The sequence below is a fragment of the Natronoglycomyces albus genome, assembly GCF_016925535.1.
Classification (GTDB): domain Bacteria; phylum Actinomycetota; class Actinomycetes; order Mycobacteriales; family Micromonosporaceae; genus Natronoglycomyces; species Natronoglycomyces albus.
Genome location: NZ_CP070496.1, coordinates 825,628 through 839,353, shown reverse-complemented (window position 1 = coordinate 839,353; position 13,726 = coordinate 825,628). Strand labels below are relative to the sequence as shown.

The following is a 13,726-nucleotide window of genomic DNA, read 5'->3' as shown; positions in this document are numbered from 1 at the left end:
GCGAGGACGGGCGGTGCCCGCGGTACCACCTCGCTTGAAACACCAGCTGTGCTGGTGTTTCCGCTTCGTTCGGCGGCTGTGTCGGGCCGCTCCCGTCCGGGTCTAATGAGACGCATCGGTTGTGAAACACGATGGTCCGTTCTTCCGAAGGGCTCGCCGGTGATGGCCGGGTCAACGCCGTGCACTCCAGCATAGCGGGTGCGCCCTCGCACCAGCCACCGAGTTTCGAGTTCGTCACTGCTTTGGTCGTGGTGACCTAGGCAGTAGCGTGGAGGTGGTTTTCGTAGCGGCTAGTGCGCGCCGGAGACTGTGCCGAGCCTCCGGGGCATTACTTTCGCCCCGAACTGCTCTATCTCTTACGACTAACCCCCTAAGGACGATATGCCCCGTACAAAGATCGCCTGGCTTCTCGCCGCTGCGGCCCTTCTGACAACTGCGTCCTGTAATAGTGACAGCGGTGAGAGTGAATCGCCCGATCTCGATATAGCCATTGACGACGGGCTCTCCTGGCAAGAGGAGATTCTCTCCGAAGGTCCGGCTACTCTTGCGGATTACGAAGAAGCATTCGCCCACGTCGAATCCTGTATGGACTCTAAGGGACACGGCGTGCTGTTCAAGGGCATGGACGCCGAAACCAGCCGCGAGATGACAGTGGTGCTGCTTCGGGAGCCTGGCACATCGACTCACGAGACCGAAGAGCGAGACAATGCCTTTAGCGAATGTTCAGCGGCGTACATGGACAAGATTGCAGATTCCTATATCGAGAATACTCCGCGTGAGATGGCCGAGGACTATCGAGAAGAACTCGATGCGTGTTTGGCCAACTCTGATCTTTCCGGCACGGTGGACGTGCGTGAAACCGACGATATCGAGCAGCTGAGAGCCGATATTGACGACGAACATATTCGGATATTTGATGACTGTCGTTCCAAGGCGATATCGGCAGTGGATGAGGTACGTGATCAGGAGCTTCTTGAGGCCTACTTGGAGGAGCAGTCCTGATGAGGACCCGCACACGAGTTATCGCGATATCAACCGTCGCTCTGCTGGCGGCCACTGGGTGCCAAAGCGAGAGCGACGAGCCCGAACGATGGGCCGAACGTCCAACCGAGATATCAGTCACTGATGAAGAAGCCGAGCACTTCATCGCAAACTGGGTGGAAAACATCCGCCTGAGATTCGAACTCACCACCGTCCGCCAGCGACTAGAAGTCGAGTGCATGAACCAGCACGGGTTCACTGTCCACCCCGACCAGCAAACCTGGCCGACCGACCGTGACGAGATCCTCGGGAAGCAATTTGGCGTTCTCGCGGGCCCCAACCCGATTAACGCAGGTGAACTTGGATACGGCGATATGATTCAACGTCCCTTTGCGGCGACTGGCATCCCGAATATGAGCGACTTTGACCGCTTGAGTGTGGATGAATCTCAAGCCTATTACCGTCAGCTCTGGGGGGAGTCCGCGTTTGACGACGATCACGATGACACGCTTACCGTCGGCGGTGACCAAGGCTCAAGCGAGATTAGGTATCGCCTCACCGGCTGTGAGGGCGCGGTCTATGAGGCGCTCTATGAGGAAGACCTGAGATCCTTCCTCTCGCTAAAGTCGGCAGCTTCGGCATCTGGTGGGTTCTTCGTCGACGAATACGACGAGGTCAAAGAGGCGAACTTTGCATGGGTGACCTGTATGGAAAGCGCGGGCTTCACCGGAGTCACTGAACCCAGCCACACCCGCGATATCGCTATTGACCTGTGGCTCGATCTGGATTCCGATCATCTTGGCTCCAACCCGAGTCCTGCGGACGTGGATGCCACTATGCGAGCTGAGGTTGAACTAGCCACAACCGATCTGGCGTGTGTCGAAGAGACCGATCTCAACCCTCTACGTCTGCGGGCGTGGGCGCAAGGAATCATGTTGTCGAGTGAGGCGTTGGAAGTCGACTTCTTTCAGTTCCGCGAACAGGCCGAGGCGTACCTGGTGAAGGCGCAAACATTGCTGGAAAGCTACGACTTCACATGATGTGGTTCGGGCCTGCCCGTCCCGGTATGTGCGACACGGGTGGCTCGCTGCGAGCCTCGCCGCCGGGCTAGGGGTACTATCGAGCCATGACTTCTCTTACACACTCTTGGTGGTGGCGTCGCTAACGGCGGCGCTGCTGACGCGTGTGTAATCTCTACAGCAACGACCGCCCTGGTGCGGTCGTTTCGTGTATGTGAGGCGGCTGGTCAGGGCACTCTAGCCACATCGAACAGTAAAGGCCTCATTGTCGTGAATTCTCACAAAGCATCTGAAGCTACCGTTTTGTCTACTCCTTCGGGCGTGACCGTGCGCCGTACCGCGCAAGGTTGCGACGACGACCTGTCGGCGGTCATTGAGCAGGTGGAGACGCGCCGGGGAGGCGTGTTGTCCTCCGGCATGGAGTACCCGGGCCGCTATTCGCGTTTCCACTTGGCATACGTCAACCCGGCGTTGGAGGTGAGCGCTTCGGGCCGGGATGTGACCGTTCGAGCGCTCAACCAACGCGGCCGTCTCTTGCTGGAACCATTGGCTACTGCTTTGGATCCACTGGGCACGGTGAGTCGTGACGCCGACGAGGTCGGTATTCACATCGCCCCCGGCGAAGGCCCCATCAGCGAGGAGGATCGCTCCCGTCAACCCACGGTCTTCTCGGCCGTGCGGGCGCTGCGCGACGCTCTGGCCTGCGACGATCCGTACCTGGGTTTCTATGGCGCTTTCGGGTATGACCTGGCGTTTCAGTTTGAGCCCATCGAGTATTCCAAGCCGCGTGCGGCGAAGGACCGCGATCTGGTGCTGCATTTGGCCGATGAGGTCTATGTGGTGGACCGGAAGCGCGAAACTGCGGTGGTATACCGCTACGAGTTCGAGATAGCCGGCCAGAGCACGGCGGGGATCGACCGCGAGACCGAGCCGGTGGTTTTCACTCCGGTGGAATCGGTGCCGGAGGGTCCCCGGCTGGGCGAGTACGCGGACACGGTTCGCCGCGCGAAGGAAGAGTTTAAGCAGGGCAACTTGTTCGAGGTCGTGCCTGGCCACGAAATGTACGCCACATGCGACTCTCCGGCGGCTTTCTATGAGCGCCTTCGGGAAGCCAATCCGGCCCCATATGAGTTCTTTCTCAACCTCGGGCACGACGAGTATTTGGTCGGGGCCAGCCCGGAGATGTTTGTGCGGGTACAGGGTCGCCGGGTGGAGACGTGCCCGATCGCGGGCACGATCGCTCGCGGAGCCGATTCGTTGCAGGACGCCACCCGCATCGCCGAGTTGATCGGCTCCGCGAAGGAAGAGTCCGAGTTGACCATGTGCACGGACGTGGACCGCAACGACAAGGCGCGCGTGTGCGTACCGGGCTCGGTGAAGGTGTTGGGACGCCGCCAGATCGAGATGTATTCGCGCCTGATCCACACTGTCGATCACATTGAGGGGCAGTTGCGTGATGGCATGGACGCCATTGACGCGTTTTTGACCCACATGTGGGCTGTCACGGTCACCGGGGCTCCCAAGACCTGGGCGATGCGGTTCATTGAGCGGCATGAGACCACTCCTCGACGTTGGTATGGCGGCGCGGTCGGTTTCGTGGGCGTGGATGGCTCGATGAATACTGGTTTGACCTTGCGTACCGCGCAGATTCGCGATGGCCTCGTGGCGGTGCGGGCGGGGGCGACGCTGTTGTATGACTCCGACCCCGATGCCGAAGAGCAAGAGACCTACTTGAAGGCTCGGGCTCTGCTGGAGACGGCCGCCGGGGGCCGGGGAGCTGCGGCTGAGGTCGACTCCCCCCTTGACGTGGCCGGTGGGCCGCAAGGCGAGGGACGGCGAGTGCTGCTGGTTGACCATGAGGACTCGTTCGTCAACACCTTGGGCGACTACTTCAGGCAACATGGCTGCGAGGTGACGACTCTCCGATTCGGCTTCGACCACAGTGCCCTGGACACGATGCGCCCTGACTTGGTGGTGCTCTCACCGGGCCCGGGCCGCCCCACGGACTTCGACACCGCCTCGCTGTTGGACGCGATCGCCCGGCGCGGACTTCCCGCCTTCGGGGTGTGCATGGGACTGCAAGCTATGGTCGAGCACGCCGGGGGCGAGTTGACGCTGCTGGAGGAGCCGATGCACGGAAAGCCGGGGGTCGTGACCGTCCTCGATGACTCTGGTGAACCCTCCGGCATCTTTGCTGGCTTGCCCTCCCAGTTGACCGCGGCCCGCTATCACTCCTTGTACGCCAAGCCCGAGGCTGTGAAGGGGTTCGAAGTAAGCGCGGTGACCGACGACGTGGTCATGGCGATGGAGAACCCGGATCTGCGGTGGTTCGCCGTGCAGTTCCATCCCGAGTCCATCCTCACCGCCCAGCAGGCCCAGGGACTACGGCTGGTCGGAAACGTCCTCAGGCTGACTCGTCGCGACTAACTGTGGATGCGGCCCAAGGATGCCCTTGGGTCGCATCGGTTCTCATCGGGGTCTTGATACCACTCTTAAGTGGTAGTCAATGGGCCCCAGCCACGTGGTCGCAACGTGCGCTTGATTCTTTTAGGGGTGACCACACTCTTCCCAAACCTGACAAATCAAGATTTATCGACCCGCAGGGCGTGACTATCAGTAGCTCATTCGATACTCTTGATATATGTCAGGAAGCACTAGGACCTTGCCACCACGGCAACGCCTTGTGGAGGCTTTCCCGGTGTTGCCCTGCCCGGCAGGCGGGTAGCCACGTTGGCGACCGCGCCGACAGGCTATGAGGACGCCATGGGAGGGCAGCTGAAGTCAGCTCCTGGCTGATCCTCTCGGGAAGGGACAAAACGACATGATCTCAGCAGTCCTGATCGTCGGAATCGTGATCGCTGCGGCTATCGCGGGAATGATCACGCTCCTTGTGACCCGTAGCCGCCATCATTCACAGCGTCCGGCGCACGAATCTCCACCAGTCCCACCTACCTATCCCGGATCTGAAATTGACCCGGGCACCGGCGTCACCTTTGGGCCGGGAGCCAATCCCGGACACGGGATTACGCCGCCGCCGTCTGGCCGCAACCGCCGCGACTGATCTAGCCGTCTGCGCACACATAGCGCTAGGGCGACTGATCTGTGGTGGTTCGCCTAGGTAGCTCAAGAGGTGGGGCGAGAAGCATTGTGCTTCTCGCCCCACCTCTTCGCATTTGGTCGTCTTAAGCGGCAATGTCCCAAGACCGGATCGCTATGAGGTCACCGCCGGGCTGCCCGACCTGAGTTATCCGGGTTTGGTTTAGGAGAACCACAGGTCAATTTCGCGCTTTGCCGACTCTTCGGAGTCCGAAGCGTGGATAAGGTTGAGCTGGTTGGACAGCCCGAAGTCTCCACGAATGGTGCCTGGCTCCGCCTTGCGAGCATCGGTGGCTCCGGCGAGAAGTCGCACTACCGAAATCGCTTGATCGCCTTCGACTATCAGGCTCACCAGTGGCTTAGAGGTCATGAATTCCTTCAGCCCCGGGAAGAATGGCTTGTTGAGGTGTTCCTCGTAGTGAGCCTCCGCCAATTCACTGTCCATAGTGCGCATTTGCAGGGCGGTGATCTTCAGGCCCTTGCGCTCCAGACGAGCGATAATGTCTCCCACCAGGCCACGCTCAACAGCGTCCGGCTTGATGAGGACCAGTGTCCGCTGATTCTCGGACATGTGCTGCACCCCTAACCGCGACGACGATGGGACACTCAGGGAGAAAATTGCGGATGTCAGCACCGACGCGCGTGCGATTCGAATTGAGAAAAGACAGTCCGGCTGCGAGGGCACTGAGGGCCACGACCGCAACTGGACACACACCAGATTACTGCACGCGGAATGTGTCGGATTACTGCACGTGCAGATTGCGACCTTGTGTCTGTGGCAAGGTCCACGTAGCATTTCAGACATCCCGCCATTTCGGGGGAGAATTATTCAGGTGGGCTCTCGCCAGGCACCCGTGAACCAGTGGTATGAGGCGAACGGGGGCAACGCGCAAGCCAGCGCGATAGCAGCCGTGAATTGACCTCTGCTCCGAAACTGCCGGAAGAACAATGGTGCGGGCGTTGAATCCTGGGCATCTAACCCGTGGCACGGGCCAAGACGGTCGCCGATGTCGACCGCTAAAGCGCCCAGGCTTCGCGTCGGGACCAGGCACACCGAAAACCCGCCCGTACAACCGACTCCAGCACGCATGAAGTAGGTGGCTAAATACTATGCGCCAGCCCCCACGGCAACCGCCGCGACAGGCACCAAAGCCCGCGCGGGGTGGCGGTGCACGGAAGCCACCGGCCCAGCGGGCCAAGGCCCCGGCTCGCAAGGCTCCGGCACGCAAGGTGCCGCAACAAAAGGGTCCGGCGCCCAAGGGTGCGACCGCTACCAAGGGCGGCAAACTGCCCCCGCTGACCGACGCGCAACAAAAGTCGCTGCAGTATCAGCGCAACCTCACCTATTGGGCGATGCACGGTGAAGAGAAGGAAGTCCTCTATGATCGCCAGCATGCCGCTGGTGGGGAGGCCATCGGCACCGTCCTCAACGCCGACCGGCGCGCGCGTTGGAAGACCTCCTACGCCATCGGGGCGATCGCGTTTCTCATCCTCGCCGGGTACACCGGCGCCATGGCGTTCGGAGCCGGAAGCCTTAACATCGCGCTAATCTCCTTCACATTCCTGGCCATCTCAGTGGGTTTTGTGACCGCCGAGTTCTCCCAGCGGCACTTTCCCGAGCCCCTCCGGCACCCGCCAATCGCGCAACATCGGCTCGAGGACCTCATCTTCGAAGACGACCCAACGCCTCGACAGGCCCCACCGGTCGATAAGACCGAAGTGAACTCGATGGACGACCTCGACCAGGCTTTCAACAGCGCCGCCAGCGAATCTGAGACGACTACGGCAGTGCAATCCAAAGTCACCGCCGACACCGCGGTCCTTCCCGCCGTCACCGACGATTCGGAGGCTACGGTCGCGGACGCTCCCCTGCCCAAACCCGACCCGGCCGCCGAAGTGGGGCCGGAAAACGCGCCTCCGGCGGCGTCCGAGGCTACCAAGGCCGACGCCAAGGACACTCTCGCCAAGGCTGACGCGGCCGATGACCTGGCCGATTCCACGGCCGAGAATCTACCGAAGCCGGATCCGAACGAGCCGGTCGGACCGGAAAACGCTCCCGAACCGGCCTCCGAGGAGCAGAAGACCGCGGCTTCGCACCTCGTGGCAAGCCAGCACTCCGAATCAGGTTCCCCGGCGGCCTCAGAACCCATCGAGCTCGGGCCGGCTGCTGGTTCGGGCCCACGCCACGACGCGGCCGCGCCCAGCGACAGCCCGTCGGCCAATCCACCGGCAGACAACGCCACTGCCGAGGTCACCAGCGCCAGCGCCGATTCTGTCAACGGCCCGGTGGCCTCGGGCCTGTCGTTGACTGACGTGCGCGACGTCGCCGCCACTCTCGTGGTGGCCAACCTTGACCGCTCCGTGGAGTTCTATACCCAGAACCTGCGTCTCATCGTCGTCGACCGCACTGACGAGGCTGCCCTGTTGGAAGCCGGATTCGGTCGCATCCTGCTGTGGCAGCGCGACGATGCTCCCGATGAAGCGCAGGGAATCATGCACTTGACCTTCGAGGTCGGCGACTTGGAATCTACCTACCGCACCATGCGCACCAATGGGGTCGACTTCGCGGGCGAACCCGCCGATGCGTTGGAGGGACAGAACTTCCAGCTACGGGCCGCCGCCTTTACTGACCCTGACGGACATGGACTCGCCATCACCGAACGACAGGACTCTCCATGATCACCATCGGTGAAATCCACAGCGGACTGCTACATCACTCGCACGGAGTCACCACCGACCAAGCTTCACAACTGTTGACACTGGTAGCCGGAGAGCGCGCCCGGCAGTGGAAGCGACCGATCCAACACGCCTGTTCGCCTACGTTGTTGACCGGGGTTGACTGTTTGGTTCCGCTCGCGCCTAAGAATGAGGACTTGCACGCACGCCGGGCCAATGGTCACAACGGTTCGGTGCGGGTCATCGGCACCATGAATTCGCGGGCCACCATCACCGGCGGACACCTGTTGCAGGGAAGCACGTACGGATCCATCAAAATCGGCACCAAGGCCCGCCGTATGCCGTGGTCGTACTATCTCTCCCAGCCTGGAAAGGTCGAAAGTATTTCCCAAAGCGACCCGCAGCGCCTCATTGGCGGTTTGCTGCGCGCGCAGCAGGGACCGAAGCATCTGGACACCACGGCGTTGGCCACCCACATCTTTCACGAGGTGCAGGCGCATTCGTTGCTGGATCGGGAGTCCCCTCTGCGTACGGCGCGCACGAAGCTGCGCTGGATCGCGATCCCGAAACGCTACGCGCCCGAGGCCGCACCGGTGTCGCTGACGCTCGACAGCCCCACCGACCGGTTGCTGTACTTCGTGACTGATGAGCCCGACTCCTTGGCGTTGGCACATGCGGCCGAAGACGTCGCTGTCCACGATTGGCTCTTGACCACTTTGCTGGCCGAGTTGGAGCGGGCTCCGTTCACGAACCGGAATCCCGAAGAAACGCTGCGGATGCTGCAACCAGTGGTCGATCACCTCATGCACCTGTGGATGCCCAAGGCCCGAGTGAACGAGTCGCTGTGGTTTGTGTGGGAGGCCTTGGACAAGGTGCCCGGCTTCACCCGGCAGTGGGAGACGCTGACCCGACAGATCGAAGGCCGTGTCAACAGCTCGGCCACTGCCCTGACACGGGAATTGCTCAGCATGCAAAGCCGCGGTTATTCAACCTCGGCAGATGTGGGGCGGCTCCGTTACTGAGGTCGCCTAGGTGAGCCCTCGGCGGCTTACCAATGCCCTTGAAAGACGTAGCTGATGCGGTCGGGGACTTCTGGCGGCAGGCAGAAGACACCTTCGCGGTCGGCTGATTCTTGCACCACCTGGCGGACCTCCTCCGAGACTTGGACCATGGAGCAGATCGTCCGGACGGCGTGTTCGGTTTCGAGGAAGGCTCCGGACATGATGCTCATCGTCCGATAGGCGGTAAACGGACGCGCTTCCGGGTTCACCTGCAATACCGCGGGCATTTTGTGCCATTCATCTGGCAACCACATGTCCTCGTCATCGCTGGTCAGCTTCGCGGCGCGCTCGGCTTTGACATGCAATGGCAGGTTCTTGTCGGGACCCGAGATCGCAGCGGGGAAGTCAATGAACTCCGGTTGGGCGACACTGCGGCCGTGGTTGCGCAAGAGCCCCAGCCGCAGCAGCTGCCACACGGCGGCGAGCATGGGGCAGGTCCAGATGCGGTCGTCTGGTTTGTCTTCCCACAATTGGGTGTCAAGGAAAATGGTGTGCCCCAGGCGCGACCGGGCGTACTGTTCCGGGGCTTCCCAGCGGGAGGGTTCGCCCATCGCTTCTAGGTTCTGCCCGGGTGAGCGGCGGCCGTTGCACAGCCAGCCCGATTCTTCAACTCGGGGGCGGAAACCAGTGGCGCCTTGAGGGGGTTCCTGGACGATCTGCCCGGCTACGAGGCGGGCGATTTCGATTTCATGGGTGGAGTCGGCGGCAAATTCGTTCCTGGTCTCGATGAGAGCGCACGCGGACTCGCGGCCGATGTAGTCGATCGTTACCCCGGCCTCATGGGCGGCTTTGAGTAGCAGGGCGATAGCTTCGACGGGCCTGGGGATCTGGCGGGCCTGATAGTCGTCGATCAGATAGCAGGTGCTCACGCGCATGCGGCGGCTGCCGAGTTTGCGGGATAGTTCAGCCTTGGCCGCCTCATACCAGCCCGCCGCAGCGCACATTTGTTCGAAGAGGCGGTCGGCCGAGCCGGTGAAGTCGTCGGCGTACAGATGTCCCAGTTCGACCGACAGGTGGGACATGCCCAGGCGCTCGACTTCGAGGTCCCCGTCGTGTTCGGTGTATTCAACATCGGTTTCCATACTCACGCTCCAGTGGCTTTACATGCGCGGCCAGGCCTCGTCGTCGGTGATGCTCTTGGCCAGCCGGTCGAAAGCGTCCACGGTCTTGTGGTTGGCGATCTTGCGATTGTGGACATCGACGTCGGTGAGCAGCTGTTCGCGCCATTGCAAGACCGGGTCCAGCGGGACGGTGTCGAGCAGATTGATGCGTCCGACCCGGTATTCCTTGGCCAGGCGGTGTAGGTCGGAATCGCACTGGCGCAGCCATGAGACCTGAGTTGGGGCGAGTCCGGCCATCTCCTTGGAGTTCGGGTCGGCCACGGCGGTTCGGACGAACTTGATGCACTGTTCCAGCGCGCGTTCGTCGTGACCGTGCGCGACTCCGGTCTGTAGTAGGCCGCGCTCGCCGCGCACTAGGCTGTCGGCGGCGATGACATGCTGCCGGGTCCAGCGGTGAAACACCAGCCAGCGGGTCTTGACACGGCGGCGAATCGTGTCCGACGCTGTGGCGGCCATCGCTACCTCGGTGGCGTGGGAACGCCCGGCGCTCAGGTCGATAAAGGAAACGTCGAATTCCTGCTCTAGAGCCAAGAACAGCTTCATACAGGCATCGACCACGCCTTGATTTCCGGGAAATTCACCGCCAGAGTGGTCACCGGGCATAAGGACCAGTTCTCCGGCCCGATCGGGCCTCGTACGCAACACGTCCCGGCCGGAGGCTCCCCATACGGCTTGGCGAACCGGTTCGGCGGCGCGCCCTTGCAAATAGGAGTGGACGCCGTTGCTTTCGGTGCCGTGCAACAGGTGGTCGATCGAGAAAACCGCCCCGGCGGTGGGGGATCCGAAGTCGAAATCGACATAGCAGACGTTGTTTCCTTGCAGGGCCGCCCGGTAGGCCACGTTCGCGCTGGTGACCGACCTTCCGGTTCCGCCTTTGTCCGAGGTGGAAAAGACCAGCATGTCGTTAACTCTCCCCTCATTGCCGCTTCACGAGCGTCAATGTGCTGATCCAGTTCCACCAGCACATTGGACACGATGGCGTAGGCGGTGGCCGGTCGGGATTCCAGAATCGACTTGGCGCGGTTGATGCTGTGGCCCCACACGCGGACCTGCTCGCTCAGGGTGGGCCCAGAGCGAGCCGAGCCGGTGAGTAGCTCCTGATCGTAGAGGTGTTCGGCTTCGGCCAGCATCTCGCGGGCAAGTTGTTCGAGCTGCGAACTACGGGCCGGCGGCTCCGCCGTTTGTAGGGTTGCTTGGACAAGGGCCTCCATGACCCGCATGTTGACGTGCCAGGAGGGCCGATCGAATGTGCGGGAGATGGCGTCGAAGGCTTGGGCGGGTTGGTCCCACAGTTGCGCTCCGGGTCCGGAGCGTATACGGCGCGTCTCTAGGTGGGCCCATATTTCATCGACCAGTTGCAGCATGCGGGCCCGCTGCGGAATGTCATTCATAAAAGAGGCGGTGTGAATGCATCGTTTGAGCAACAGGGCCGGGAAGTCGACGGAGTACCAGGTCATACTGGGTCCGTCGAGTTTTTCGATGCCGTCTAGTGAGGTGGGAATGCCGGGGAAATGCCAGCGGGTGTTCTGTTCGCCTTTCATGGCGCGGCGGGTAATGCGGCCGCGATTGGCCAGCTCGGAGAGCACAGCCCCCACGCGTTGTAGATTCTCATCGCCGGGCAAGCGGGCGAACTCGCGGGTGACGATGGCGCAGACGAGGAGGTTGTAGTAGTCGTATTCCTCACCGTCGGAGGTACGCCAGGGAAGGTCCTCCAGTGGCCAGCGTCGGCCATCTCCGAAGGAGGCGATGGTGGCCCAGTAGCGTTGCGTGATGTCCCAGCGGTATTGCAGAGCTTGGACGAGCCACAGTTCCTCGTCACGCACGAGTCCTTCTCGCATGACGGAGGAGGAGAAGAGATCCATGATGCTTTCGAGCGCCATCACGGTGAAGTACAGGTAGGGCGCGTCTTGGGCGACGCCTTCCTCTTGATGGGAGACACCGGCGGTGAGTTCGATGACGGGGGCATTTTCGATCACGCCCCAGGACCAGCCGACCTCGAAGAGCTTATTGGAGTACTCCAGGTCGCGGGGACGGCCAGATCCGGTTTGGACACCATAGAGGTTGGCTTCGACGTCGCGCATCCGTTCGCGAAAGATCTCGGGCAGTCGCGAGACGGGCACATCCTCGGTGTGAATGAATTCGGAGAGAGTTCGTCCCTCAGGCGAGGTGGCGTCAAAGGTGTAGACCGAGAAGCTGCGCAGAAGGCCGGTGAGCGCCCCAGTCAGGCGGCGGCGGGCTGCCAGTTCGGCTTGGTCGAGATCATCGGCGAGGTCACGGCGGTGCGTCTCGTTACGGAAGCGGACAATGAACGACAGGGCCGCCAGGCAAATGGAGATGGACAGCGAATAGCTCTCCACGCAGTCCACGCGCAGTTGGGCTTCACTGGCGGTTGCACTGCGGTCAGTGGGGCGCATATTGCCCGCGCCATGGTAGAGAGGTCGCCCGTCCGCGTCGGCGTTGCGGCGTAGGTATTCGCGGATGATGTCGAGGACTTTGAGCGGGATCGTGACGGCGTCACCGAGGGGACTGAGGGCTTCGAGTACGTCCTCTGAGGTGCTATTGGGGTCGGTAAAGCGCAGGTCCTTAATGACCTGGGCCGGGTAGAGCAGGCAAAAGAGCTGTTGGGCATCGGAGATGGAGTCGGAGGGTACGCGGCCCTCCCAGGTCCAGTTTTCTCCGTCATTGGAGTAATTCAGCAGGGCTTTCCACAGGATCAGGATCTGCTGTCTAGGTTCCATGCGCACCGCGAATCACCACCGGCTATCTGCTGGGGAGAGTTACCTCCCGCATATGTTTGTCCACAATGGTAGTGGCTGTTATGAATTCGGAGGCGCCAAACACAGACGGCCCCACGGCACATGCGACGGTTTCGCGCTCTTAAATTCCATTCCTACATCGCGCCCGCCACCGACGATACTTGGCGCGATTCCCATGAGCCCCAACTAAATCGCAGGCGCACAGAAGGCAAGGTCTCACTATGTCACGCCCCACCCACGGCGCCACCCCAACTATCAATGATCCGACACTTCTCGATTTATGTGGTGTTACCGAGTTTGCCCGCTATTGTCTGCCGACACTTGTACGCAACACCAGACCCGGGCGCCCCCTTGGATGCGTGACGCCTCGTAAGTCGAGCACCGAAAAATGCCCGCCGCCCTCACCTCGCACCCCTTACTTGACGTCCCCGACTCATACCGCAAAGATTACTGACAGCTCCCATCCCCTTATTGGGAGTGAGAAAGAAGGACCCACATGCGAAAGACAACCTCCAAGTTGATCGCCATGGCCGCCGCTGGAGCACTGAGCTTCGGACTCCTGGCTACGACCGCAGGAGCCGCCAGCGCTAGCGGAACCACCACCTCGCAAAATATTTCCACCCAGACTGACGTGGCCCCAGAGCGAAACGTCATCTGCCGATATCAAGTCAGGGCCAATGGCGGACTCTTCCAACGCGACGCCCCCAACGGCAACATTGTGGGCTCGTTGGCCAACGGATCAGTCGTGTTGGCCTACCAGAACCGAGTGCAGCGAGCTGGCGGTATTTCGTGGCGGCAGCTGTCCAACGGCAATTGGGCGGGTGCGTCCTACCTGCACTACACCGGTGATCCGTGCATGGTCTAGGCCCGGCGGTGGTTTTTAGGTAGAACCGGCGACGCGATCGTGCGGCCCGGAGACCGGCCACGTGTGCGCGAGAGCCGACCTGGCCGTGGTTCTCGCCCTGAAACAGCCACATCTCAACCCATAACCGCACAGCGATCTCCACAAGTGAACA

Annotated in this window: 10 protein-coding genes and 1 pseudogene; 7 read left to right on the top strand and 4 right to left on the bottom strand. The window is 61.6% G+C overall.

Annotated elements, in window-relative coordinates; all coding sequences use genetic code 11:
- Positions 1 to 381: 381 nt before the first annotated feature.
- From JQS30_RS03540 to JQS30_RS03525, 4 genes are all read left to right on the top strand, one after another.
- Complete coding sequence (locus JQS30_RS03540; protein ID WP_213172019.1) at positions 382 to 1,002, top strand: hypothetical protein; 621 nt, start codon at positions 382 to 384, stop codon at positions 1,000 to 1,002.
- Positions 1,002 to 2,021 (top strand): hypothetical protein, encoded by a 1,020-nt coding sequence (locus tag JQS30_RS03535; RefSeq protein WP_213172018.1) that lies wholly within the window; start codon positions 1,002 to 1,004, stop codon positions 2,019 to 2,021. The genes JQS30_RS03540 and JQS30_RS03535 overlap by 1 nt, the downstream gene beginning before the upstream one ends.
- 249 nt (positions 2,022 to 2,270) lie before the next feature.
- Positions 2,271 to 4,427, top strand: coding sequence for an anthranilate synthase component I (locus JQS30_RS03530; protein WP_246498033.1), 2,157 nt, complete (start codon positions 2,271 to 2,273; stop codon positions 4,425 to 4,427).
- Positions 4,428 to 4,821: 394 nt separating this feature from the next.
- Entirely contained in the window at positions 4,822 to 5,061 is a 240-nt protein-coding gene (locus JQS30_RS03525) for a hypothetical protein (RefSeq protein ID WP_213172017.1), read from the top strand.
- Positions 5,062 to 5,259: 198 nt separating this feature from the next.
- Here JQS30_RS03525 and ndk read toward each other — a convergent pair whose 3' ends face one another.
- Complete coding sequence (gene ndk / locus JQS30_RS03520; RefSeq protein ID WP_213172016.1) at positions 5,260 to 5,667, bottom strand: nucleoside-diphosphate kinase; 408 nt, start codon at positions 5,665 to 5,667, stop codon at positions 5,260 to 5,262.
- Between the two features lie 539 nt (positions 5,668 to 6,206).
- Here ndk and JQS30_RS03515 point away from each other — a divergent pair.
- Together JQS30_RS03515 and JQS30_RS03510 are read left to right on the top strand one after the other, a co-directional pair.
- Positions 6,207 to 7,775: a VOC family protein gene (locus tag JQS30_RS03515; protein WP_213172015.1), complete on the top strand. Its 1,569-nt coding sequence runs from the start codon at positions 6,207 to 6,209 to the stop codon at positions 7,773 to 7,775.
- Positions 7,772 to 8,794 (top strand): SCO2521 family protein, encoded by a 1,023-nt coding sequence (locus tag JQS30_RS03510; protein WP_213172014.1) that lies wholly within the window; start codon positions 7,772 to 7,774, stop codon positions 8,792 to 8,794. Before JQS30_RS03515 ends, JQS30_RS03510 begins: the two co-directional genes overlap by 4 nt.
- 26 nt (positions 8,795 to 8,820) lie before the next feature.
- Here the strand turns inward: JQS30_RS03510 and JQS30_RS03505 are convergent, their stop codons facing one another.
- The 3 genes and pseudogenes from JQS30_RS03505 to JQS30_RS17240 form a co-directional block, all read right to left on the bottom strand.
- Complete coding sequence (locus JQS30_RS03505) at positions 8,821 to 9,915, bottom strand: SCO2522 family protein (RefSeq protein ID WP_213172013.1); 1,095 nt, start codon at positions 9,913 to 9,915, stop codon at positions 8,821 to 8,823.
- An 18-nt stretch (positions 9,916 to 9,933) separates the two neighbouring features.
- The gene (locus JQS30_RS03500) at positions 9,934 to 10,854 is read right to left on the bottom strand and encodes an SCO2523 family variant P-loop protein (RefSeq protein ID WP_213172012.1); all 921 of its coding nucleotides are present in this window, start codon (positions 10,852 to 10,854) and stop codon (positions 9,934 to 9,936) included.
- 32 nt (positions 10,855 to 10,886) lie between these two features.
- A pseudogene (locus JQS30_RS17240) lies at positions 10,887 to 12,692 on the bottom strand (SCO2524 family protein); the annotation flags it as partial.
- Positions 12,693 to 13,206: 514 nt separating this feature from the next.
- Between JQS30_RS17240 and JQS30_RS03495 the strand changes: the two are divergent.
- The gene (locus tag JQS30_RS03495) at positions 13,207 to 13,575 is read left to right on the top strand and encodes a hypothetical protein (protein ID WP_213172011.1); all 369 of its coding nucleotides are present in this window, start codon (positions 13,207 to 13,209) and stop codon (positions 13,573 to 13,575) included.
- Positions 13,576 to 13,726: the final 151 nt, after the last annotated feature.

Excerpts from the sequence above, each read along its gene's own strand:
- JQS30_RS03500 (WP_213172012.1), bottom strand. The coding sequence starts at position 10,854 with ATGCTGGTCTTTTCCACCTCGGACAAAGGCGGAACCGGAAGGTCGGTC.
- JQS30_RS03515 (WP_213172015.1), top strand. The coding sequence starts at position 6,207 with ATGCGCCAGCCCCCACGGCAACCGCCGCGACAGGCACCAAAGCCCGCG.
- JQS30_RS03505 (WP_213172013.1), bottom strand. The coding sequence starts at position 9,915 with ATGGAAACCGATGTTGAATACACCGAACACGACGGGGACCTCGAAGTC.
- JQS30_RS03510 (WP_213172014.1), top strand. The coding sequence starts at position 7,772 with ATGATCACCATCGGTGAAATCCACAGCGGACTGCTACATCACTCGCAC.
- JQS30_RS03535 (WP_213172018.1), top strand. The coding sequence starts at position 1,002 with ATGAGGACCCGCACACGAGTTATCGCGATATCAACCGTCGCTCTGCTG.
- JQS30_RS03540 (WP_213172019.1), top strand. The coding sequence starts at position 382 with ATGCCCCGTACAAAGATCGCCTGGCTTCTCGCCGCTGCGGCCCTTCTG.
- JQS30_RS03495 (WP_213172011.1), top strand. The coding sequence starts at position 13,207 with ATGCGAAAGACAACCTCCAAGTTGATCGCCATGGCCGCCGCTGGAGCA.
- ndk (WP_213172016.1), bottom strand. The coding sequence starts at position 5,667 with ATGTCCGAGAATCAGCGGACACTGGTCCTCATCAAGCCGGACGCTGTT.
- JQS30_RS03525 (WP_213172017.1), top strand. The coding sequence starts at position 4,822 with ATGATCTCAGCAGTCCTGATCGTCGGAATCGTGATCGCTGCGGCTATC.